General features: G+C 67.7%; 14 protein-coding genes. 9 read left to right on the forward strand and 5 right to left on the reverse strand.

Annotated elements, in window-relative coordinates:
• Window positions 1-47: 47 nt before the first annotated feature.
• The 9 genes from ACWGID_RS19505 to ACWGID_RS19545 are packed head-to-tail and all read left to right on the forward strand — an operon-like array spanning window position 48 to window position 9,687.
• Window positions 48-1,592 carry an ABC transporter substrate-binding protein gene (locus ACWGID_RS19505; RefSeq protein ID WP_452198379.1) on the forward strand — a complete coding sequence of 515 codons (1,545 nt, stop codon included), beginning with the start codon at window positions 48-50 and terminating at the stop codon, window positions 1,590-1,592.
• 21 nt (window positions 1,593-1,613) lie between these two features.
• A complete protein-coding gene (locus ACWGID_RS19510) occupies window positions 1,614-2,288 on the forward strand; it encodes a haloacid dehalogenase type II (RefSeq protein WP_452198380.1) in 675 nt (224 codons plus the stop codon).
• A gap of 4 nt (window positions 2,289-2,292) precedes the next feature.
• Window positions 2,293-3,570 (forward strand): NAD(P)/FAD-dependent oxidoreductase, encoded by a 1,278-nt coding sequence (locus ACWGID_RS19515; protein WP_452198382.1) that lies wholly within the window; start codon window positions 2,293-2,295, stop codon window positions 3,568-3,570.
• A 14-nt stretch (window positions 3,571-3,584) separates the two neighbouring features.
• On the forward strand, window positions 3,585-4,529 hold the full coding sequence (locus tag ACWGID_RS19520; RefSeq protein WP_452198384.1) for an ABC transporter permease: 945 nt from the start codon (window positions 3,585-3,587) through the stop codon (window positions 4,527-4,529).
• Window positions 4,516-5,409 (forward strand): ABC transporter permease, encoded by an 894-nt coding sequence (locus ACWGID_RS19525; protein ID WP_452198386.1) that lies wholly within the window; start codon window positions 4,516-4,518, stop codon window positions 5,407-5,409. Before ACWGID_RS19520 ends, ACWGID_RS19525 begins: the two co-directional genes overlap by 14 nt.
• Before the next feature lie 38 nt (window positions 5,410-5,447).
• On the forward strand, window positions 5,448-6,212 hold the full coding sequence (locus ACWGID_RS19530; RefSeq protein WP_452198388.1) for an FCD domain-containing protein: 765 nt from the start codon (window positions 5,448-5,450) through the stop codon (window positions 6,210-6,212).
• A gap of 45 nt (window positions 6,213-6,257) precedes the next feature.
• A complete protein-coding gene (locus ACWGID_RS19535) occupies window positions 6,258-7,256 on the forward strand; it encodes an ABC transporter ATP-binding protein (RefSeq protein WP_452198389.1) in 999 nt (332 codons plus the stop codon).
• Window positions 7,253-8,227, forward strand: a complete 975-nt coding sequence (locus tag ACWGID_RS19540) for an oligopeptide/dipeptide ABC transporter ATP-binding protein (protein ID WP_452198390.1) — start codon at window positions 7,253-7,255, stop codon at window positions 8,225-8,227. Before ACWGID_RS19535 ends, ACWGID_RS19540 begins: the two co-directional genes overlap by 4 nt.
• Complete coding sequence (locus ACWGID_RS19545) at window positions 8,224-9,687, forward strand: aldehyde dehydrogenase family protein (protein ID WP_452198391.1); 1,464 nt, start codon at window positions 8,224-8,226, stop codon at window positions 9,685-9,687. The genes ACWGID_RS19540 and ACWGID_RS19545 overlap by 4 nt, the downstream gene beginning before the upstream one ends.
• On the opposite strand, the gene ACWGID_RS19550 is transcribed toward ACWGID_RS19545, so the two are convergent.
• The 5 genes from ACWGID_RS19550 to ACWGID_RS19570 all read right to left on the reverse strand — a co-directional run bounded on the left by ACWGID_RS19550 (window position 9,679) and on the right by ACWGID_RS19570 (window position 23,457).
• Window positions 9,679-10,695 (reverse strand): helix-turn-helix domain-containing protein, encoded by a 1,017-nt coding sequence (locus ACWGID_RS19550; protein WP_452198393.1) that lies wholly within the window; start codon window positions 10,693-10,695, stop codon window positions 9,679-9,681. The two genes, ACWGID_RS19545 and ACWGID_RS19550, sit on opposite strands and share 9 nt — an antisense overlap.
• A 75-nt stretch (window positions 10,696-10,770) precedes the next feature.
• Window positions 10,771-11,733, reverse strand: coding sequence for a TAXI family TRAP transporter solute-binding subunit (locus ACWGID_RS19555; RefSeq protein WP_452198395.1), 963 nt, complete (start codon window positions 11,731-11,733; stop codon window positions 10,771-10,773).
• A gap of 11 nt (window positions 11,734-11,744) precedes the next feature.
• Window positions 11,745-13,766, reverse strand: a complete 2,022-nt coding sequence (locus ACWGID_RS19560) for a TRAP transporter permease (RefSeq protein WP_452198397.1) — start codon at window positions 13,764-13,766, stop codon at window positions 11,745-11,747.
• Between the two features lie 212 nt (window positions 13,767-13,978).
• Window positions 13,979-20,128 (reverse strand): RHS repeat-associated core domain-containing protein, encoded by a 6,150-nt coding sequence (locus ACWGID_RS19565; RefSeq protein WP_452198399.1) that lies wholly within the window; start codon window positions 20,126-20,128, stop codon window positions 13,979-13,981.
• A 50-nt stretch (window positions 20,129-20,178) separates the two neighbouring features.
• Window positions 20,179-23,457, reverse strand: a complete 3,279-nt coding sequence (locus ACWGID_RS19570) for a LamG-like jellyroll fold domain-containing protein (protein ID WP_452198401.1) — start codon at window positions 23,455-23,457, stop codon at window positions 20,179-20,181.
• Window positions 23,458-23,625 lie beyond the last annotated feature (168 nt).

A 23,625-nucleotide genomic window follows, 5' to 3' on the forward strand; every position in this document is an offset into this window, starting at 1 on the left:
GCACCGGAGCCCGTTCCGACGGCTCCCCTCCCACCAGGTGGTGACGCATGCGATCGATTCGTCCCCTGCACGGCGCCGCGCTCTCGCTCGCCGCACTCCTCTCGGTCACGGCCTGCGGCAGCTTCACCAGTTCCGGCAACGCCGCCGGTGCTGCGGACCGCAGCCTGACCATCGCCCTCCAGTTCACGCCCAAGGCCGGTTACGCGCTCGAGACCGACGACGCGTTCGTTCTCGCGCAGGCCGGGTGCCTGGAGACTCTGCTCAAGTACGACTTCCAGGCCGGCGAGCTGCAGCCGCTGCTCGCGACCAAATGGACCCAGTCCAGCCCGACCACGTGGGACTTCACGCTCCGCCAGGGCGTGAAGTTCCAGGACGGTACGCCGTTCGACGCGAACAGCGTGACGCTCGCGCTGAACAAACTCCTCAAAGCGACGGCGCCACCGCGCGCGTTCAAGCCGTCGGTGATCAGCGGTGTCACGGCGCTCGATGCGTCGACCGTGCGGATCACGACTCCGAAGCCCAGTGCGCTGGTGCCGTACCGGTTGGCCAGCGTCAACACGGGCATCCTGGCGAAGGCGGCGTACGCCGGACGCGGGATCGACCCGGTGAAGCACTGCACCGGCCCGTTCACGATCACGGCCCAGAAGCCTCAGCAGTCGATGTCGCTGGAACGCAACGACGCGTACTGGGGAACGAAGGCGACGCTGGCCAAGGCGGAGGCCAAGTTCCTCCCGGACGGGAACGCGCGGGCGACGCAGGTTCGCACGGGGGAGTCGCAGGTCGGCCTAGGCATCCCGGCCGCGAGCGTCCAGGAGCTCCAGGGCGACAAGTCTCTGACGGTCTCGGAGGCGAACACCCCGCGGACCACGGGCCTGTACCTGAACGACAGCAAGGCGCCGTTCACGAATCCTGATGTCCGCAAAGCGATCCAGATGACGATCGATCTCGACGCGGTCGCCAAGACGATCTACTCGGGAACCGTCACGCCGGCCTTCGGACCTTTCGCGGCGAGCGAGCCCTGGGCGCCGAAGGGTGTCGAACCAGCCAAGCACGACGTCGAGGTGGCGAAGGCCCTGCTGCAGAAGGCCGGATACGGTCCGGGCAAACTGACGCTCACGCTGCGGGCCTACACCGAACGCCCCGAGTTCGGCGATCTGGCCGCCGTGGTCCAGGACCAGCTGAAGCAGATCGGTATCACGGTCAAGGTCTCGATGTCCGACTACGCCGGCCTGGAACCGTCGCTGCTCGGCGGCAACTACGACATGGCGCTGCTGTCCCGGAACCACCTGACCGATATCGCCGACCCGATCGGGTTCCTGGACGCGGACTACACCTGCAAGGGCTCGTTCAACATCAGCCACTACTGCGATCCGGCCTTCGACGCGCGACTCGCGCAGGCGAACGGCGAGAAGGATCCCGCCGCCCGGTACGCGATCTATGCCGAGCTCGCCAAACAGCTGCAGGAGAAGGCCGTCACGGTGTTCATGGTCTCGGACAAGACCATCGCGGCCCGGCGTTCCGGCGTACAGAACTTCGTCGACGACCCGCTGGGACGGTACGCGCTGACTCCCCAGCTCTCCCTGACCGACTGATCTCCCAGAAGGGGCACGCCCATGGAACTCCTCGGGTTCAAGCCGAAGTACATCACCTTCGACTGCTACGGCACGCTGACCAACTTCCAGATGAACGACACCGTGCGGCCGTTGATCGACGGCGTGATCCCGCCGGAGCACACGGACCGGTTCCTCAAGGACTTCCGCGCGTACCGGATCGACGAGGTGCTCGGGGAGTTCAAGCTCTACCCGCTGGTACTGCGTGATTCCTGGCAGCGGACCTGCAACCGCTGGCGGATCCAGTTCAAGCCGTCCGACGTCGACGCGATCATCGCCTCGCTCGGCACCTGGGGCCCGCACGCCGACGTACCGGAGCCGCTGGAGAAGCTCGCTTCGCACTACCCGTTGGTGATCCTGTCCAATGCGGTCGACAGCATCCTGGCCGGCAACGTCGCGAAGCTCGGTGTCGATTTCCACCGGGTCTTCACCGCCGAGCAGGCCGGCGCCTACAAGCCGCGGTATCGCGCCTTCGAGTACATGCTCGACCAGCTCGCCGTCGACCGGACCGAGATCCTGCACGTGTCGTCACACATCTGGTACGACGTGATTCCGGCGCACGAGCTCGGGATCAAGCACAAGGTCTACGTGAACCGCGGGTACGACCCGTCGACGCCGTACTACGAATACGCGGAGACGAGCGACCTGACCGGCGTACCGGGTCTGCTGGGGCTGTGACGCCATGAAGCTCACCTCGTACTGGCTCGACACGGCCAAACCGGCGGGGGACTTCCGGCACCAGGAGCTACCGGCGTCCGTGGACGTGGCGATCGTTGGCGGCGGCCTGACCGGCCTGTCCACGGCGCTGCACCTGGCCAAGCAGGGAGCCTCCGTCGCGGTCCTCGAGGCGCACACTCTCGGCTGGGGCGCCTCGGGGCGCAACGGCGGGATGGCGACGACCGGCCTGGCGATCGATTTCACCAAGGGCGTCGAACGCTACGGGCTCGACACTGCGACCCGGATGTTCAAGCTGTACAACGAGGCGATCGACACGATCGAAGAGGTCGTCGACAGCGAGGGTATCGACTGCGACTTCGAGCGGGTCGGCAAGCTGAATCTGGCCTGCAAACCCACGCACTACGAGGAGTTCCAGCGCTCGGCCGAGTTGCTGTCCCGACACGCGGGCCACGAGATGACGCTCGTCCCACGCAGCGAGATCCGTGACGAGATCGGCAGCGACTTCTACCACGGGGCGATGATCGACCCGATCGCCGCCGGCGTGCACGTCGGCAAGCTGTGCAGCGGTCTCGCGATGGCGGCGTCGCAGTACGGCGCCTCGCTGCACGAGGACTGTGAGGTCGTCCAGCTGGAACGGATCGGCGAGCGACGCCACCGGGTCGTCACCTCGCAGGGCTCGCTGCTCGCGGACGACGTGGTCGTCGGAACCAGCGGGTACTCCGGCCGGCTGCTGCCGTGGCTGCGCCGCCGGGTGGTGCCGATCGGCAGCTTCATCGTGGTCACCGAGCCGCTGGATCGCGCGGTCGTCGACGAGTTGTTGCCGAAGCGCCGCGTCGCGTCGGACAGTAAGAACCTCGTCTACTACTTCCGGATCACCCCGGACAACCGGCTGCTCTTCGGCGGCCGCGCGCGGTTCGCGATGTCCAACCCCGGCTCGGACCTGCGGTCGGGTGACGTCCTGCGGCGGGCGGTCACGAAGGTCTTCCCGCGGTTGAAGGGCGTCGGGATCGACTACTGCTGGGGCGGTCTGGTGGACATGACCCTCGACCAGATGGTGCACGCCGGCCGCAAGGACGGAGTGTTCTACTCGGTCGGCTACAGCGGTCACGGCGTCCAGATGGCGACGCACATGGGCAAGGTCGCGGCACAGGTGATCGGCGGCGACTCGCGCGCCAACCCGTGGGGAGATCTGACGTTCCGAGCGGTCCCGGGGCATGTCGGGCCGCCGTGGTTCCTGCCGCCGGTGGGTGCCTACTTCCGCTTCCTGGATCTCGTGAAGTAGCTCGGAGGCTCGTGATGCGATTCCTGGCCAGGCGGTTGGCGGTGCTGGTCGCCGCGCTGCTCGCGGTGTCGTTGCTGGTGTTCCTGATTCCCTACCTGACACCGGGAGATCCCGCACGCAAGATCCTCCGCGGGCGGGTGAACTCGATGGAGATCGATCCCGCGCAGCTGGAGTCGCTGCGAGCGCAGTTCGGCCTGAACCGCCCGGTGCTCGTGCAGTACGCCGATTGGCTCGGCTCGGTGCTGCGCGGGGACTTCGGGTACTCCTACACCAGCCAGGCCGCGGTGATGCCACAGATCGGTGCGGCAGCGATGGTCACCCTGGTGCTCGCCACCGGTGCGCTCGGACTGGCCGTCGCGATCTCGCTGCCGTCGGGGATCATCGCTGCGATGCGGCGCGGCGGCCCGATCGACACGGCGATCACGACCGTGACACAGGGCTTCGTCGCCGTCCCGGAGTACTGGCTGGCACCGCTGCTGATCCTTGTATTCGCGGTCAAGCTGGGTTCGTTGCCCTCGGCGGGCTGGGCCGGGCCGGCCTGGATGGTGCTGCCGTGCGTGACGCTGGCGCTGCGGCCGATCAGCTACTTCACGCAGATCACGCGCGCATCGATGGTCGAGGTGCTGGAGTCGCCGTACATCGTCGGTGCCCGCGCTCGCGGCCTCGGGCGCTACCGGACGATCGTGCGGCACGGGATCCGGAACGCGCTGATCCCGGTGCTGACACTGTTCTCGGTGTGGCTCGGCGGTCTGCTGGGCGGCTCGGTCGTGGTGGAGGTGATCTTCGGGATCCCGGGGATGGGGCGGCTGGTCTACAACGCCGTACACAACGGGGACATCCCGCTGATCCAGGCCTCGATGGTGACCATCGTGACGATCACCGTCGTACTGGCGACCGTGACCGACGTGCTCTACACCGTGATCAACCCGACCGTGAGGGGGAGCCATGTCGGTTCTTGACGGCCCCAAGACGATGAGCGTCGTGGACGGCGCCCAGACCGGGACGGCGCGCAAACAGCGTTCCGCACGGAACATCTTCCGGCAGCCGTGGACGCTGACGGTCGGGGCCACGATCCTCGGTCTCGTCGTGGCCGTGCTGTTGCTGACGCCATGGATCGCCCCGTCGGACCCGGCGCATCAGGACCTCACGCAGCGACTGGACGGCAGCAGCGCGGCGCACTGGCTCGGCACCGATCAACTCGGCCGCGACCTGCTCACCCGGCTGATGTACGGCGGACGGTTCTCGGTCACGATCGCCGGGATCACGGTGATCATCTGCGCCGTTCTCGGCACGCTGATCGGCATTCTCTGCGCCCGCGTCCGCGGTGCCTTCGACGAACTCGTGATGCGCGTCTGCGACGTACTGCTGGCCTTCCCTGAGATGATCGTCGCGATGTTCGTGGTGTCGATCCTGGGGGCGAGCAAGACGACGTTGATCCTGGCACTGGCCGTCGGCGGCTGGACGCCGTTCGCCAAGCTCGCCCGCGGTGTCGCGATGGAGGTCGACGCCCGCGGGTTCATCGAGGCGGCCCGGGCGCTGGGATGCTCGCGGCGGTTCATCGTGCTGCGGCACCTGCTGCCGAACTCGCTGAACCCGCTGCTGGCCCACGCCGCGCTGCGCTTCGGTCACAAGCTGATCACCGTCGGCGCGCTGTCGTACCTTGGGTTGGGGGTCCAGCCGCCGGCGGCGGACTGGGGTTCGATGCTCGCCGCGGCGCAGCCGTTCCTCAGCCAGGCACCGCATCTGGTCGTCTACCCAGGGCTGGCCATCTTCGTCACCGCACTGAGCGTGACGATGATCGGTCAGGGGATCAACGCGCGTCGAGGGAGCCGGTCGTGAGTACGCCGCGATCGGCCGCGCACCGGAGAGAGGACACCATGGCAAACAGCTCAGAGGGCCGCAAACGGCCGACCCGAGTGCCCAAGCCGACGCTGGCGGCGGTGATCGTCTCCGAACTGCGGGAAGCGATCATCACCGGGCGGATCCCACCGGGCAGCCAGATGAACGAGGTCGAGCTCGCCACCCGCTTCTCGACCAGCCGCGGGCCGGTGCGGGAAGGCATGCAGCGCCTGGTGCAGGAAGGACTCCTGGTCAGCAGCCCGCACCGCGGCATCTTCGTCCCGGTGCTGTCCGCGGACGACGTCCAGGATCTGTACTTCGCTCGCTCGGCGCTGGAACGTGCCGCGATGCTGCGGCTGGCCGAACGCGGGATCCCGGCCGCCACGCTCGCGACCCTGGAACAGGTGCTGGGGGAAATGGAGCTCGCCCTCGATGAGGGCGACGTCCGAGCTGTGGCAGCGGCCGATCTGCAGTTCCACGAGGCGCTGGTCGCCGCGGCGGACAGTCCACGGCTCCTGCAGATGTACCAGGCGCTGCTCGGCCAGATGCGGCTCGGGCTGAACCTCGTGATCGACACCTACGCCGAGCGGTCCGGCCTGATCGAGCAGCACCAGGTGATGCTGCACCAGATGAAGACCGGCGACCGCCGAGCCCTGACCGACGCCATCGACCACCACTTCGACATCGCTGACGAGGACATGTCCGGCGGCCACAGTCACGGGAACGGCCACAGTCACGGGAACGGCCACAGTCACGGGAACGGCCACAGCCACGGTGGGGACGCCCGCGTGTTCAATCGCTGAACGACGCCGGGCGGCCGCCCCGCCCGGCGAGGAACCGAGGCAACCATGGAACCCCTGCTCGAGATCGACGGCTTGACCGTCGGTACGCGTACGGCGGCCCGGCCGCTGCTCGACGACGTCAGCCTGCGGGTCGCCCCAGGTGAGGTGCTGGCAGTCGTCGGCGAGTCCGGATCCGGCAAGAGCCTGACCGCACTGTCCGTCATGCAGATGCTGCCGTCGACGCTATCGATGTCGGCGACCGCGATGCGTCTGGAAGGCACAGATCTGATGTCGTTGCGCGGCCGCGAGGTCGACAGGCTGCACGGCGGCCGGATCGGGATGCTGTTCCAGCAGCCGCGCCGGATGCTCGACCCGACCGCGACGGTCGGCAGCCAGGTCGCCGAGCCCCTGGGCCGGCACCTGCACCTGAGCCGCCGCGATGCGCGTCGGCGTGTCCTGGAGTTGCTCGCCGACGTCGGGATCGACGAGCCCGAACGCCGCGCCCAGGCCTACCCGCACCAACTCTCCGGTGGGCTCGCGCAGCGGGTCATGATCGCCGTCGCGCTGGCCGCGTCACCGTCCCTCCTGATCGCCGATGAGCCGACCACCGCGCTCGATGTCACGGTCGAGGCCCAGATCCTGCAGCTCATCGAACAGAAGAAACGCGAGCTCGGGATGAGTGTCCTGTTCATCTCGCACGACCTGACCGTCGTCGCTTCGATCGCCGACCGGATCGCCGTCATGTACGCCGGCCGCGTGGTCGAGATCGGGACCGCCGACGAGATCCTCACGAACCCGGAACATCCGTACACCAAGGCACTGATCGAGTGCGCGACGCTGCGACCCGACGCCAGCGGCCAGCTGTACGTGATTCCCGGCGGCAGCGACAGCGCCCGCGAACTCGACCACGGCTGCCGCTTCCGGCCCCGCTGCGGCCTGACCGAGCAAGCGCGCCTGGAAAAGGTGTGCGACGCGAACGAACCGGTCCTGCTGTCGATCGGCGGAACTCCGACCGAGCACGCGTGCCGTTGCTGGGGAACCACCGACGAGAGGGAGGGCGCATGAACGCCCTGGTCGAACTGGAGAGCGTCGTCAAACACTTCCCGCTGCGACGGCGGGGCTTCGGCAAGCGCGAGTTCGTGCACTCCGTCGACGACATCACCCTGAGCGTCGACAACGGTACGTCGCTGGGCATCGTCGGCGAGTCCGGTTCGGGCAAGAGCACCCTCGCCCGGATCATCCTCGGTCTGCAGGAGCCGGACACCGGCCGGGTCGATGTCGCGGGTGTCCGGGTGACGTCGCTGAAACGCAAGGATGACAAGGCGTTCCGGCGGAAGGCGCAGATCGTCTTCCAGGACCCGCACGCGGTGATGGATCCGCGGATGACGGTCCGCCAGAGTCTGACCGCCGTACTGGCGCAGCATCGGATCGGTGATCATGCGGAGCGGGAGACGCGGGTCGTGCGGGCGTTGCGGGAGGTCGGCCTGGATGCGGAGTACCTCGATCGGTATCCGGCCGACTGTTCCGGCGGGCAGTTGCAGCGGGTGGTGATCGCGCGAGCCTTGTTGCTCGAGCCGGAGTTGTTGGTGTGCGACGAGCCGACGTCGGCGCTAGATGCTTCGGTGCAGGCGACGGTGCTGAACCTGATCGGTCAGTTGCGCCGGGAGCGTGATCTGACGATGGTGCTGATCTCGCACGATCTCCGGGTGGTGCGGCTGACCAGCGATCGGGTGGCTGTCATGTATCTCGGGCAGATTGTGGAGACGGCCGACCGGGAGCAGTTGTTCACCGACGCGCGCCATCCGTACACGCTTGCGCTCCTTGCTGCGGCGACGCATGCGAAGGGGGAGGAGCGCGTCGTCGCGCAGGGCGAGCCGCCGTCACCGGTCCATCCGCCGGCCGGCTGCCGCTTCAACACGCGTTGTCCGTTGGCGACGGATCGGTGTCGTCTGGAAGCGCCCTCGCTGAGTGTGGTCGACACTGGACACGAGGTGCGGTGTCTGCGGGCCGACGAGACCCGCGAGGCGCTGGCATGACGTCGGCGGTCGCGTGCGAGTTCCACGAGGAGTTCTTCGAGCCGGCCGGCGACGCCTTTCTGGAGGGTCGTTGGACGTGGGGCTCGCGTGCTCTGGAGGTTCTTGATCCGGGGTCGGGAGAGGTCGTGGGCACGGTTTCCGAGTCCGGTGCTGCCGAGGTCGATCGGGCGATCAGCTATCTGGCGCGTGAGTACCCGCGAGCCGATTGGCCGCTGTGGGCGCGACGCGAGGCGATGACAACTGCCGCTCGTCTGGTCGATGCGCGTGCTGCTTCACTGGCGGCCTTGATTGCGGCCGAGTCGTCGAAGACGCTGCGCGAGGCATCGGCTGAGGTGCGGCGGGCCGCGGAGACGTTGCGGTTGTCGGGAGAGGCTGCTGCTGCGCTCGAGGGCCGGACTGTCCCGTTCGAGAACACTGAGCGGGGCGCTGGGTGGATCGGTTGGTCCACGCGAGAACCGGTCGGGATCGTCGGTGCGATCACGCCGTACAACGATCCGCTCAATCTTGTGGCGCACAAGCTCGGGCCCGCGTTGCTCGCCGGGAACGCCGTCGTACTGAAGCCGTCGGAGTTGACGCCGCTGTCGGCGTACGCGTTGGTGGAGATCTTGCTGGAGGCGGGTGTGCCGGGTTCGCACCTGGCGCTGCTGACCGGGCTGGAGGCGGCACGCGCACTGGTCGACGACGATCGGGTTGACGTGATCTCGTTCACCGGTGGACGGCGTACTGCTGACCAGATCGCGGGGCAGGGGCGGGCGCGGAAGTTGTTGATGGAGCTCGGCGGCAACAACGCGTTGATCGCCTGCGCGGACGCCGATCCTGCCGAGGTGTCCGCGGCGATCGTTGACGGCGCCTTTGGTGTGGCCGGCCAGAACTGCCTGTCGGTGCAGCGAGCCCTGATTGCCCGGCCGCTGTACGACGAGATCGTCGAGCGGGTCGTCACGCTGGCCTCCGCACTCCGCGTCGGCGCCAAAACCGATCCGTTGACCGATCTTGGGCCAATGATCAGCTCAGAGGCCGCCACCGTGGTCGCCGAGCGCATCGCGGGAGCTGTCGCCGCAGGGGCGGTTCTGCACTGTGGTGGCCAGCGGCAACGGTCCTACGTGCATCCGGCGGTTCTGACCGGCGTACCGCACGACTGCGATCTCTGGCGCGACGAGATCTTCGGGCCCGTCGTCGTACTGGAACCCTGGGACGACCTGACCACCGCGATCGCGGCGGCCAACGCTGTCGACACCGGTCTCCAGGCCGGCGTCTTCACGCACGATCTCGACCGAGCCCTGCAGATCGCCGAATGCCTTCGGGTCGGTGCCGTCCTCATCAACTCGAGCTCCGACTACCGGATCGACGCGATGCCCTTCGGCGGCTTCAAGTCCTCCGGCGTCGGCCGTGAAGGCATCACCAGCGCCATCGAGTCCCTCACCGAGCCCAAAGTGGTCGCCATCCGCCGTACGTCACGCTGACATCCCTACGGTCGTTTCGCAGGTGCCCAGCAAATACTGTGCTCTGAATTCGCGTGGGCTCATGCCGTAGCGCTGGCGGAATGCGGCGCTCAGTGCGCTGTTGGAGGAGAAGCCGCAGGTGTGGGCGAGGTCGCCGATGACGATGCGGACGGGGCTGCGCAGGCGTTCGTGCACCAGCGCGAGTCGTTCTTCCCGGATCAGTTCCCGGGGCGTCGTACCTGCCTGCTGCATGGCCAGCTGAACCTGCCGCAGCGACCAGCCCAGGGCACGTGCCACCGTTGCGCCGGTCAGCCCCGGATCGGGGGCGTGCTCTCGCACGTAGCGTCTGACCATCGCCTGGACCTCGCTCAGGCCGCCCTCGGTGTCCGGTCGGTCGTCACCGATGGCGAGCATGCACAGCAGATCGACCAGCCGATCGCAGACCGCGTCGAATTCGGCTGCCGACAGGTGGGCCCGCTGAGCGAACAGTCCACCCAGCATGCCGACAAGAACCCGGCCCAAGCCGCGGTTGGTGTCGAGAATCCGGGATGCCGAGCGGCGCGCCCCGGGGCGCAGGCGGGTGTCCACCTCCGCCCCGGGAATCGTCAGCAGCGCGATGTCGGCGTGGTCGAGCTTCGCCGCGAACGGCGAAGTCGACGACGCCAAGAACGCCCCACCCGGGCCGACCCGAAACTCCCGACCATCTTGGCTGACCAGCAACTGACCGCGGATCGTCACCATGAGCGTGCGGAGGTCGTGCGGATCCTCCGACGCCATGGCGGCGGTTCGATGTCCCTGCGCACAGTCGGCCGACACCCGGCCGAGCGTGTAGGCGACCGTGCCGATGCGCAGCAGCCGGCCCCGGAAGGTCCCCGGCGAACACGTCGGATCCACCCGGTACCGGGTGGCCGCGCTGATCACGCTCATCCAGTATTCGACACGTTCCGGTGGTCTGACATCGTCAGTCGTCCACGAGTCGACCGAATAGGGCGAACCCGGGGCACCACGCGTGCAGATCGCGGTTGACATAGGGACCTCACTTGTTCCGGCGCAAAAGAGCCTTGGGCGGTTGGTTCTAAGGGCTCGTCAAACGACGGCGGACGCTCAGTCGAGTGCGTCGATGGCCTTCTTCGCGGCCGCGTGCAGCGGCACGGGGTCGGTCATTGCAGCGTTCTTGAGGTCGATCCCCTTGGCCGCGGGATTGACTTTCACAAGGGCTTCTTTGTTCTTGAGGAGCAGGCTGGTGAGCTTCTCGGCCAGGTCGTCGGGCATGTCCTTACGGACCAGCAGCAGGTTCGGCACGATGATCGTCGCGGTGTCGGTCGGCTGCTTGTACGCCGCGGCAGGGATCACGCCCGCGGCGTACACCTTTCCGTGCTCCTTCTGCAGGACGGGCAGCACGTCGTCGAGAGGGAGGAAGCGCACCTTGTTGCCCATCGACGTCGTCAGGTCGGTGATGCCGCTGGTGGGCAGGCCGCCGGACCAGACCAACGCGTCGATCTGTCCGCTCTTCATCGCGTCCACCGACTCGGGCAGGCCGAGCCGCTGCGCCGTCACGTCCTTCACCGGGTCGACGCCGGCGGCGGTGAGCAGGCGCCGCGCGATCACCTCGGTGCCGGAGTTCGGCGAACCGGTGGAGACCCGCTTGCCCTTCAGATCGGCCATCTTCGTGATGCCGGACGCCGCCCGTACGACGACCTGGGTGTAGTTCGAGTACAGCCGGGTCAGCGCGACGACGTCCTGCGGCGCGGTGAAGCTGTCCTTGCCCGCGACCGCGTCGGCGGCGGTGTCGGCCAGGGAGAAGGCGATGTCGTAGTTCCCGGCGGTCAGTCCCTGGATGTTCTGCACGGACGCGCCGGTCTCGCTGGCGGTGGCGCGATACCCCTCGAGGTTGTCCGAGATCAAGGAGGCTAGGGCACCGCCGAGCTGGTAGTACACGCCGGTGGTGTTGCCGGTCGCGATGGTAAGGCGACCGCCTGCCGCGCCGTCACCCTTCTCGGGCTTGCGTTGCCCGCCGCAGGCGGCCATCGAGACCGTCAACGCGAGTGCGACCACCAGAGTGGACAAAGAACGGAGTCTCATGAGGGTAAGGGCCCTTCCGTGGTGTTCCGCAGGCGTTGACGCCGTGCGAGGTTGATGACGACGGCGACCCCGAGCAGCCCCAGGCCGACGCCGATCGTGATGGGTGCGAGATAGAGCAACAGCAATGCGGCAGGGACACAGAGGACACGCTCCAGCCAGCCGGTCCGGACGACGATCCATCCACCGGTGACCACCGCCAGCGCGGCGACGGCGAGCGCCGAGACCACCAGCGTCCAGGCCGCACCTCCCAGACCCTCGAGACCGAGCAGGTTGGCCCCGTTCGGCGTCAGCACGAACGCGAAGGGCACCAGGAACGCAGGCAGCGTGTACTTCCACGCCTGCCACATCGTCGGGATCGCCCGCCCGCCGGTGATCGCCGCCGTCGCGACAGCAGCGAGAGCGGTGGGCGGCGAGACCTCCGACAGGACGGCGTAGTAGAAGATGAACATGTACGCCTCGGCCGGGGCCACGCCGAGCTGGAACAGGGCGGGCGCGATCACCACGGCGGCGATGATGAACGATGCGGTGACGGGCACCGCCAACCCGAGCACCATGACCGCGAACGCCGACAGCGTGACGGTCATGATCAGTACCACGGTGTGGTTCTCGGAGATCGCGGATGCCGCGGACACGATGATCTCGGCCAGGTTCAGTCCGAGACCGGTCTGGGTGACAACGGCGACGATGATGCCGGCGACGGCACAGGTCGCCACGACGGGGAGCACCGAGCGAGTGCCCTGCGCGAGCGCCATACCGAGCCGGCGTGGCGTCAACCGGTGCTCACGGTCCAGGAACGACAGCCCGATCTGCAGCAACGTCGCGTAGACGACGGCCTTGAACGGCGGAATGTCCATCGCCATGAAGCCGATGATGAGGAACAGCGACACGAAGTGGTATCCGAACCGCAGCAGCAGTCGGCGCGCCGACCGGGTCGACGGCTCGGCCGCTTCCGTGCCGTGGCGCCGGGCGTCCATCTCGATCGCCAGCAAGATGCCGAGGTAGTACAAGACTGTCGGGACCGTCGCGTAGCCGAGCACCACGAGATAGCTGACCTGGAGATACTCGGCGATGATGAACGCCGCCGCGCCGAGCGTGGGCGGCGACAGGATCGCCCCGATACCGGCCGCTGCCAGCATGCCGCCCGCCGGCTCGGACGGATATCCCGCGCGGCGCAGGATCGGCCAGGCGACCGTGCCCAGCGACACCGCCGTCGCCGTACCGGAACCCGACACCGTGCCCAGCAAGAAACCCGCCAGCGTGACGGTCCGCCCAGGCGCCGTACGGCTGCGTTTGAACGCCGCGAACGATACGTCGATGAAGAACTTCCCCGCACCCGAAGCGTCCAGTACGGCGCCGTAGATCGTGAACAGGACGATGTAACTTGCCGCCACAGACAACGGCGTCCCGTAAAAGCCCGCCGTACCCATGAACAACTGCGCCACGATCGCCGAGAAGTCGAATCCTTGGTGCGCCAAGGCCCACGTGTACGGCAAATAGCCGCCGTAATAGGCGTAGGCGATGAACAAGAGGCTCACCACCGGCAGAACCCAGCCCGTCGTACGCCGACACGCCTCCAACGCCAGCACCAGCAGCAGCGACCCCGCGAGCAGATCGAGCTGTGTAGGAGCCTGCCGACGCTCGAGAAACGCGTCGAAGTCCAGCAACGGGTACAGCGAGACCATCAGTGCAACCGCCGCCAGGACCCAGTCCGCCACCGGCGGGTCGTCGCTGCGTCGATCTGCGCGGAACGGGTTCAGGAACGCCGGCACCCGCCAACCGCGGTAACACAACAGCGCCCCCGGCAACACCGCGGCAAGAAACAGCATCAGATAGAACTGCGTCCCCGCGGGAATCGGAAAGAATACCTGCACCAGAACGCCGACACTGATCAATGCGCAGCACACCGAGAGGGCGCGGTCCAGCGCCGGGCTCAGCCTCCGCGCCGGCCTTTCCTGCTCGAAAGCAGCCAGTTCTTCTGCGCTCGGGCCGGTGCTCACCGAATCGGTAATGGCAGTCATATAGCGCTCGTTGCCATAAGGGGCCTCCTGTGAATGATCTGCCGCAAACAATCCTCAGTTCACAGGTGGCCCACAACCCCCACCGCGGCATCCTTACCTCGCCTTAAGAAGAATCCCTGGACAAGGTGGTGCGGAACGCAGCGAGTTCTCCTGACCGGCGGCGGGCAGTCGATCAGGCGCGCCGCCGGTGCAGGAGAACTCGGGTTCAGATTTCAGCAGATACTGAAGATGTTGTGCCCCCAGGCCTTCCACGAGACCACGCACTTCGTCTTCTGCTTGGGCTTGTCGTTGCGATGTGGAGAGCGGGTGTCTCCACCGAGCATGTCGTAGAGCAACCAGAGGCCGAGGCCTCGTCTGAAGGCCTTTCCATCGGCTCTGAACTCGCCCTTGACCTTGCCGAGCTGTCCCCGCGGGGTGACGCCGCCCTTCTTCCAGATCTCGCCGACCCGGTAGAGGGTCCAGGTTCCACGGGCGTAGACGTACCACTTGACGGCGTGCCACTGGCCACCGTCGGCCTCCCCCTTCGCGAGCGCCGAGCCGAGGACGGCGCAGGTGTTCGCCGGGGTGCCCCGGATGAACCGGCAGACCGCGAAGCCGGCGCCGGCCACCTTCACCTGTGCCCAGGCCTCGCCGCCGAGGATGGAGTTCCCCTTCTTCTTGGGGCGGTGTTTCGCCTTGCGGTGTTCCTTCTTCTTGGGCTTCTTGGCGTGTTTCTTCGCCTTCTTCTTCTTGAGCTTGGCCGCCTTCTCACGCGCCTTCTTGGCGGCGGCCTTCTTGGCGGCCCGCTTGGCCGCGGCGATCTTCTCCTTTTTCTTCTTCGCGAGGTAGCGCTGGTAGTCGCAGCCATCGCAGTAGTGGGGGGCGGCCTTCTTGGTGGCCTTCTTGTGCTTCTTGGCTTTCTTCTTCTTGGGGGCGTGGTTGTAGCCGCCGCAGCCGTCGCAGTAGTGGCCGCCGGGCAGGACGCGCCACTGGCCGTCGGGGTCGCTGGCCGTGATCGGGGTGTTGTCGGCGTACGCGTAGCCGTTGAGCTGTTGCGGGTTGTCGAAGTCGGCGACGGGGTCGGTGGAGATGAAGCGTCCGCGGGCGGAGTCGTATTCGCGGGCGCCGAGATGGGTGAGCCCGGTGGGGTCGTCGACGCCGTCGACGTACCCGTGTTGGTCGGGCCAGGTCGCGGGCTTGGTGCCGCGGTCGACGCCGAACGGGGTGAAGCGGCGCTGCTCCTGGCTGAGGTCGGTGGCGTTGACCGAAAGGGTGTTGGTGCCGTTGTGGTCGGCAACGGTGAAGGTCAGACCCGACTCGTTGCGGACGGCGCTGGGGGCGCCGAGGTCGTAGTAGCGGGTGGCTGTCACTGTGCCGGCGGGGCTGAGGTGGACTTCGGAGTTGTCGAGGTAGAGGGTGCTGCCGGCGGTGTCGCGGGCGATGAGCCGCTCACCGTCGGCGTCGTACAGGTAGCTGGTGGCCTTGCCGTTCTCGGTGAGGGTCGCCAGATTGCCTTCGGCGTCCCAGGTGAGCGTCTGGGCCTTCCCGGCGACGTTGCGGGCAGTGGTGTTGCCCACGGCATCGTAGGTGAAGGTGTCGGTCCGGGTGCCGGTGGCGACGCCGCCAAGCGCGTGCGGTCGGGGCCCTCCGGCGGCTGGGTAGGTGTAGTTGGAGGTGGTGGCGGCGCCGGTGACCGGGTCGTGGTTGGTTTCGCTGAGCCGGTTGCCGGTCTTGTCGTAGGTCCAGCCCTGCCAGTACGGCGCGGCTCCGGCCAACGCGGTGGCGCTGGGTTGGGCGGCGCAGTCGGCGGCAGGGGTCCATGCCTCGGTGAGGCGGCGCAGGTAGTCGTAGCTGAAGCACTGGACATCACTCACACCGTCTTGAGGTGTGTCGGCGATCTTGGTGATGTTGCCCGCCGGGTCGTAGGTGTACTTCACGTCCGCCAGGTGTTCAGGGGCAGTGGAGCGGTCGACCATGACCCGGTCCAGGTTCCGGGTCGCGTCGTCGTAGAACGCGGTGTGGACGACCTGCTTGCCGGCCGCGGCTGACAGGGTCGACTGGGCGACCTCGTCGTAGGGCGTGTATGTCGCCGCGGTGAGCATCGTGCCGAGACCACTGCTCGCGGTCTGCAACCGACCGGCCGTGTCGTAGCCGTACCGCAGCGTCTCGGCCGCGAGCCCACCCGCTGCCGGGTAGGACACCAGCGACGGCAGCCCGGTGGCGGTGTAGCCGGTGTTGGTCTTGTACGACCCGGCCAACGCGCCCTCGGACGTGGGAATCGTGACTGTGCTGGTCAGCGGCCGGTACCGGATGTCGTAGGCATCGACCGACTTGGTGTAGGCGTTGCCGTTCACGAAGCGGGTCGAGGTCGCGAGCATGCCCTTGACGCTCGTGCCCGTGACGAGTGTGTCGTAGGTCCACTGAGCACGTTTGGTGCCGGAGGTGGACCCGTCGTACATGCCGGTACGGCGTCCCAGACCGTCGTACGTATAAGCGAGCGTGGTGCCGCGCGCGTCGGTGCTGGTGAGGATCTGGCCGGCGTTGTCGTACGTGAAACTGCTCGTCCCGGTGTCGGGGTCTTCGCGTTTGGTGACCCGGCCGCGCAGGTCGTAGGTGGTGTTCCAGGTGTTGCCCGCCGGGTCGGTCGTGGCGACCATGTCGCCACGGTTGTTGTAGGTGTAGGTGGTCGCATCGTAGGGACCGGTGGGTGAGCCGCCGGTGTACTGGCGCAGCTCTACGACCGCGTCGTCGGCATCGGTGATGGACGTGGTGGCCGTGTCGCCGTCTGGCGGGTCCACGCTGGTGCGGTCGCCGCCGTAGGTGGTGGTCGTGCGCCACTTCTCGAACCCGTGCGAGCGGAAGATCTCCACCGTCTCGCGTTCGGCGCCGTCGTAGATGGTCACGTCCTGGCCGGGCACGGACGCGTCGGTCACCCCTGTGAGCAACGTCGTACCGGCGGTGCCGTTGTTCCAGTACGAGCCGTTGGACTTCACCTCCAGGCCGCGTGCGTCGTAGAACGTGTCGGTCACGACCCGGCCGCCGTCGGCCGCGGGGTCCTGCGTCTGCCGTTCGCGCAACTGCCCGTCGTACAGGTCGTAGCTGGCCTCGTAGGTGCCGTCGTCGCGCACCTCCTCGGTGGTGATCACCGACGGCGCGTCCTGCCGGATGAGGTAGGAGTACTTGGTGTTCGGGGTCTTTCCGGCCGCCTTGGACCGGTCCGGCAGCCACACCGCGGTGATCCGGCCGAGCGGGTCCCGCGTCGTGTCGGTACGCCGCCCGTTCTGGTCGATCTCGGCGACCGACTCACCGAACGCAGGCTCGACGGTCGTCGTGGTCACATGCCCGGCCGGGTTGGTCACGGTGATATCGGTGACGGCCGCGCCACTGGCCGGCGTATAGGTGGCCGACGACTTGCGGTCCAGTTGGTCGTAGGTCTCGATCGGCCGGCCGTAGGAGTCGTAGACCGTGCGTCCCTCCTGGGTGTAGACCGGTGTCGTGCCGGAGTAGGAGGCGAGTTCCTTGCTGAGGGTCTCGTTGCCCTTGGTCGGCGCCGCACCCAGAGTGGTGGATCCGTCGTAGTAGGTCAGGTCGTCCGACACCGCGTCGGCCGGGTACGACGGTGTCGCGGTGCAGGCCACGGACACGGCCTGTTCGCGGGCCTCGAAATCGATCAACCACGACGAGACGTTGCGCGCGTACGTGGTGCGGGTGCATTCCTCGTCGCCGGTCTTGGCGGTGTCGCCGAGGTCGTTCTCCTCGACCGCGAGTCCGTAGGAGTCGTAGGTGGTGCGGGTCTCGGTGTTGCGCCATCCGCCGGACGACAGCGCCTCGCGGGACCGTTCGGCGGCCTCGTTGACCATGTAGGCCTTGAGCGTGCCGTTGCGGGTGACCTGGGTGGCGGTGGGGGAGGAGATCAACGGGTCGGTGATCTCGCCCTCGAGCACGCTGCCGCCTGCCTCGGTGTAAATGAGGGACTCGCGTTGGAACCCGGCCAGCGCGGGGTGATCGGCGATCGTGCCGCCCAGGGAGTCGGTGACGGTCACCGAGCGGGTACTGCCGTTCGCGAGCTTGTCGCCGTCCATGCCGCGCAGGTACAGGTTCTCCTCCTGGGAGCGCGTCTCGCCGGGGTTGCCGTGGAGCTCCCGGACCTGGCCGTAGCCGCGCCACTGTCCCCACGTGCGGTACTTCGCCGGCGTCAGCTCGTTGTCGTCGTAGTGCCACGCGCCGCCGCCGACGTACTCGTAGTCGGTGCGCTCGGTCCCGGCCACACCGGCCTGGTCATCCTCCAGCACCTGGACCGGCACGTATTTGTGGAACCAGTCCCGCGTCAACGAGTCCGACCCGTCGGCCTGCCAGTACTGCGGGAAACACCGCTTCGTGTTCTGATCCGGAGCCGGCAACGAACCCGCCGTACACTCCGGCGCCGAGTAGTTGACGTGGGTGTGCCCGCCGGCCTCGTCGTACACGTCGGTCAACCGCCACTTGTACATCGGCGGAATCCCCTCGGCGGCGTCCACCCGGTTGGCCAGCTGCACACCCTGGAACGACACCGAGGGAAGCGACGCGATCCCGCCGACCTTGCCGGTCGCGGTGATCGACGCCAGCCACAACGCCGGCGATGTTCCGTCACCAGGATCACGGAACTCATAGCCCAACGCCCACGACGTCGCATCCCGGTACGTCGTCCCGGACACCCACAGCTGGGTCGTCACCGACGCCAACCGCTTGCGCGTCCAGAACGTCGGCGAATACAACCCCGTGCACTTCGCACCCGCTGAACAGTTCTGGTCGTACGGCACGTCCGGCCAGTTCGCGGCAGTGGCCGACGTGATGTCGCCGGTGCCGCAGGTCGCACCCGCCGCGCAGCGCTCGTCCACAGTGAACGACACCCGCATCGGAGCGGGCGCTGAATACATCGACGTGGACCGCTGGCCGTAGTCGATCCGCTTCAGGTACCCACCGCGCACGTACTGGGTGCCGGCGGTCGCGGTCAGGTTCCGGCCGTAGTAGTTCGTCTCGCTGCCGTAGAAGTACGACATCGCGTTGCCGTTCGGGTCGACCACGTAGTCCAGGTTCCAGCGCCACGCCTGCGTGCAGTACGACGACGCGAACGACGCCCCGTGACACGGCTCGCCCGTGTCGTTGCCGAACACCGGCGCCGTCCAGACCGACCCGGTCTCCTCGTTACCCGCGGCCCATCCCGGCAGCCGGTTCAGTCCGAAGTAGTACTGCGTGCCGTCCAGTGACGTCAGCCGCCAGTGCTCGCCGTCGTTGTCGCCGTTCACTCCACCGGTCAACCGCTCCAGCCGCGAACCGTCGTCGTCCCGCAGCTTCCAGGCACCGGTGGCGTCGTCATGGACGATTTCGGACGCGGTCCCACCCAACACCAGGTAGGCGTTGTCGGTCTCCCAGCACAGGTCCTGGGGCTTCGGTATCGTCGTCACCTCATCCGCGCACGACGAGTACCGGCGCTCGACGAACCCCTCGTCCAGGCCCCAGCCTTCCCCGACCCACGACGACTGGTTGTTCGTCGACGCCACCCGGCCGTCGATGTCACCCGACGAATAGCCGAGATCAAGATCCGGTTCCGGGCCGCCGAAACTGTCCGGGCTATCCATCGAGTAGCCCCAGGTGAACGCACCTGACGAGCCGCCCGCGTTCCAGGACGCCGACGCCGACAACGCGGTCGGCTTGTAGCTACCCGCGCTGCCTGACGGTGCCGACGTCAACGCCAGCACCGTCTCCGCACTCGAGGCAGCGACCTCGGCAGCGATCCGGTTGTCGCCGGTGACACTGGACTTCAGCACCTGCCCGTTCGAGCACCCGGCCTTGTCCGGAGTGGTCAGCGCACACGCCGGCAGCCGGACGAGCCGCAGCCGGCTTGCCCAGTCACCGCCGTACGCCGAACGGAACGCCGAGTAGTCCACCTCGACCTTCACCTGGCCACTGCTCGCAACTTGGTCGGCGCGACCGATGCTGAACAGCAGCCCCGAAACGCCCAGCATTTCGGCAGCCGAACGGTCGTGAACCTGGACGCGTACGCGGTTCACGTCCGTCAACGCAGCGCCCTGAACCCGCGTCGCGCCGACCCGAACCGGCAACCGGCCGGCCTGTGTCGTGGTGCCGTCGCGGGGGAGCGACACCTCCGCCTCACCCGCCTCTGGTCGACTCACCTTTGGAGGTTGCTGCAGCACCGACGCTGCCTTCGGATCGGCCGGACGTGACTTCGGCGCGGAATCGCGCCCCGGTACCGAGAACTCGGACTGCGCGGCGGGCCGCCACGCGTTCGACGTACCAACATCGGCGTACGCGGTCGGCGCGGCGACCAGGCCGCCGGCAGCGAGCGCGACGGCCGTGATTATTCCGGTGAACGGCACCAGCATGGCGCCACTCCTTTCATCGAGCGGGGCGGAACTCTGTGACCACGAGTGGGTTACTGCTGGGACGGCAAGTACAGGTCGGCGATCTGCTGATCCGTGAGCACACCGGAATACATCTGGACGTCGTCGATGGCGCCGGTGAAGAAGTCACCGAGGCCGGCCGCCGACGTCCACCTCGCGCCGAAGCGTGCCGCCCCGGTCGCGTTCCACGCACTGCGGTGATACGTCTCGGCGACGAACTGGCCGCCGACGTACAGCCGCAGCATCTGATCCTTCGCGTCGTACACCCCGGCGACGTGTGTCCAGCCACCGGCGACCGGCTCGTCGAACGGGCCGACCGCCGTGTGCACCTCCGCCGACGCCGAGTCCGCGACCGGCATTGCCACCGACCAGCGGTAACCGCCGTACAGGTCGTCCCAGACGTATCCCAGGCTGAAACCGCTCACCTGCGAACCGTCCTGACTGATCACGACTTCGTTCTTGCCGACCGTGGACGGCTTCACCCAGGCGGCCACCGTGAAGCTGCCGTCGGTGCGGACCGCCGGCCCTGACGCCGTCACCACACCGGTGCTGCCGTTCAACTGCACCGCGTTGCCGGTCTTCCCGGCCACGCGTGACACACCGCTGGCCGACCAACTGGCCGGATGCGCCCCGGCGGCGTCCCCGGCCGTCGTACCGGAGCTCTCGTCCATCTGCCAGTGACCGTCGCGCCTGGCCACCTGCTGGATCTCGCCGGGCAGCAACACCCGGTTGTGCACCTGGAGCTGGTCCAGGTCGCCCGGCCAGTACTCGCCGTAGACGCCGTTGACCTTCGACCGCCCGATCTGGAATGAGCCGGCCGCGCTCCACGGTGTGGTGTACGCCGTGGTGGCCTCGAGAACGCCGTTGACGTACAGGCGGATCTGGGCGTTCGGAGCGTCGTACACACCGGTCAGGTGGACCCACCTGCCGTCCGCCGCGGGCACCGTGGTGGAGATCGCCCGAACGTAGGTCGGCGAGGCGACGTCGGCCGAGGTGCGGTTGAAGATCCACCGCTTGTACGAGCTCGAGTAGTACAGCGTGAAGGCGCCGGCCTGGTTCCCGACCTGGGTGGCGATCACCGAGTTGCGCGACGTGTCGGTCAGCCGCACCCAGCCCGACACGGAGAACGAGTTCAGTGTGTTGACCACCGCCCCGCTCGTCGCGGCGTACCCCGTGGTGCCGTTGAGCGTCAAGGAACCGCCTTGCCTGCCGTCGCCCCAGGACGCGCCGCCACCCAGGGAGGCGCCGTGTCCTCCCGGCCCGGAGTCGATCGCCACCGTGCCGTCACCGGTCTCGTCCAGCCCCCAGTCCGCCACCGGGCCGGGCGCCGGGCCTGCGTAGAACACCGCCGTCACCACCGCGGAACGGTTGCCCCCGGCATCGACCGAGCGGACATGCACCCAGTTCACGTACCGATCCGGCACGACCGAAACCGTCACCTCGCCACCCGGCTCCGACGGCGTCGCGGTCAGGTTCAGCGCAGTCGAGGTCGCGTTCAGGGCGTACTCGTACCTGACGACATCGGACTCGCCGTTGGCGCCGAACGTCACCGGCAGGCTCGTCCCCATCACCGCGTCACCGGCCCCGTTGTCCGGGAACCCCGACGACACCGCCGTCGGCGCATCGGGCACGGTGGCGTCCACGGCGAACTCACACCACGGACTCCACGCGCTGACGTCGATGCCGTCTTCCGCCCGTACCCGCCACTTGCCGACCGCACCGTTGCCGAAGGCACCCGATGGAACAGTGGTCGCCACGACCGTCGGCGTCGCGCCGGCGACTGTCGGCGAGACGTACTCGCCGACCGGGGCCGAACCGTCGACCGTCCACCACTCGAAGTGCGCCTGGACCGAGTTGTCGGCGTCTTGGAGAGTCGCTCGGAGCGTCGGCGTCACCGTGGACACGACCAACCGCTCGGGGCCCGTGACACACGACGCCGAGCCTTCGGTCGTGAGGTTGGCCGGGTTGTCAGGAATCGTGTTGTAGTCGATGGTGATGCTCGGGTTGTTGGCGAACTTCTTCCACGAGTACGGATCGTTGTTGCTCTCCGCCCACGTCGACGACCGAAGTCCCTGCGTGACGTTGGACCAACCGTTGGCCGCGGCGTTCGTGACCTGGCTGGTCACATTGAACTCCACCCCGCCGGCCGGGCAACTGGACGACGAGAAGCCCTTCGCGAAGCTCTTCTTCTCCATCTGGTACGCCCAGGTCGGCTGGTTCTTCCAGGTGGTCGCCGAGGAGATCGGGTTCGTCGCCCAGACCTGTACCTCGCGCACCGTGCACGACCACGACCAGTTCGAGGAGGTCTGCAGCGTGGCCTTGAGGATGTGCTTGTACTTCACGCCGCTGGTGTCGAACTGGAAGAACGAGCGGGTGCGCTTCTTGTCCGTGCTGTCGTAGCCCACCCGGGCGACTTTCTCCGAAGTCCCGAGGTTCGCCCCGTTGTAGAACGACGTAGTCGGGTAATTGCTCCACACCTGGGTCCAAGCCTGCTTGACGCCGGACCACGACGGGTCGATGTAGACCGGGAACCGGGTGGTCTTGCCGGTCAGGAACGCCCGATCCGGCACGAGCGACAGCTGATCCCCGGCGACCCGGGCACCGACTGCCGTGACCCGGCCACCGGGCTGTACGGCGGACCCGTGACCGGAGGAATCCCACATGTACGGCGCGGGTCCACTGAACACGACCTCGCCGGCCGGATCCGTCGCGGTCAGACCGGCCGCCGTGGCATGAGCCACCAAACCCTTGGTTGTCAGGCGATACGGCAGCGATCCGAGCGCCGGGTTCGCCGCGGCCGCCGCGTTCTTGACCACCAGGATCTGCGACAGACCGGTCGTCGAGGCAGTCAGGACGAGGTCGACGCCGGGGAAGACCTCCCGGTAGGTCGCGGTGTCGCCGGACAACACCGGCTGGGGGAGTGCGCCCGGCCAGCTGACAGCCAGCTCACGCCCGTCCCGGCGAAGCCGCACCAGAGGCGTCTGGCCACCCCCGGAGAACGCCAGATCGAGCGGGGCGGCAACAGGCGCCACCGTTCCGTCCGTTCCGGCCCGCAACGTCATATCCACCGGCACCCACCCGGACGAGCGGCGTACCCGTACCGGCAACGCCGACTCGTGCCGGGTGAACGAACCGTCCGGATTGGCGAGCACCTGCCCTGTCTCGGTGGTCAGCGTGTCGACCTCGACCTGGCGCCCTGTCCTGGCGGCGACATCCCGCGCCTGTGCCTCGCCCATCACCGTCGCGGCTTCAGCCGGCGTCGAGGCGATGACGACCAGCAGACTTCCGAGAAGGGCGAGGACACTGCTCATCGCCACCGCCAACCAACCGGCCATACGCGGGCGTTGAAGAGTTCGAGACGGCATGACGGCCTCCACGGGGCGACGAAGGAGTACTGAGTCCTCCGTGCCAAGGAACACGGTCTGGCGCTGTCGCGTCCACGCAGTCCTCCACGATCCTGCGCGTACCGACAACAGACG

This window comes from Kribbella sp. NPDC054772 (assembly GCF_053611945.1).

Coding starts and splice junctions, on each gene's coding strand:
- ACWGID_RS19505 (WP_452198379.1), top strand. CDS start 48: ATGCGATCGATTCGTCCCCTGCACGGCGCCGCGCTCTCGCTCGCCGCA.
- ACWGID_RS19510 (WP_452198380.1), top strand. CDS start 1,614: ATGGAACTCCTCGGGTTCAAGCCGAAGTACATCACCTTCGACTGCTAC.
- ACWGID_RS19515 (WP_452198382.1), top strand. CDS start 2,293: ATGAAGCTCACCTCGTACTGGCTCGACACGGCCAAACCGGCGGGGGAC.
- ACWGID_RS19520 (WP_452198384.1), top strand. CDS start 3,585: ATGCGATTCCTGGCCAGGCGGTTGGCGGTGCTGGTCGCCGCGCTGCTC.
- ACWGID_RS19525 (WP_452198386.1), top strand. CDS start 4,516: ATGTCGGTTCTTGACGGCCCCAAGACGATGAGCGTCGTGGACGGCGCC.
- ACWGID_RS19530 (WP_452198388.1), top strand. CDS start 5,448: ATGGCAAACAGCTCAGAGGGCCGCAAACGGCCGACCCGAGTGCCCAAG.
- ACWGID_RS19535 (WP_452198389.1), top strand. CDS start 6,258: ATGGAACCCCTGCTCGAGATCGACGGCTTGACCGTCGGTACGCGTACG.
- ACWGID_RS19540 (WP_452198390.1), top strand. CDS start 7,253: ATGAACGCCCTGGTCGAACTGGAGAGCGTCGTCAAACACTTCCCGCTG.
- ACWGID_RS19545 (WP_452198391.1), top strand. CDS start 8,224: ATGACGTCGGCGGTCGCGTGCGAGTTCCACGAGGAGTTCTTCGAGCCG.
- ACWGID_RS19550 (WP_452198393.1), bottom strand. CDS start 10,695: ATGTCAACCGCGATCTGCACGCGTGGTGCCCCGGGTTCGCCCTATTCG.
- ACWGID_RS19560 (WP_452198397.1), bottom strand. CDS start 13,766: ATGACTGCCATTACCGATTCGGTGAGCACCGGCCCGAGCGCAGAAGAA.
- ACWGID_RS19565 (WP_452198399.1), bottom strand. CDS start 20,128: ATGCTGGTGCCGTTCACCGGAATAATCACGGCCGTCGCGCTCGCTGCC.
- ACWGID_RS19570 (WP_452198401.1), bottom strand. CDS start 23,457: ATGAGCAGTGTCCTCGCCCTTCTCGGAAGTCTGCTGGTCGTCATCGCC.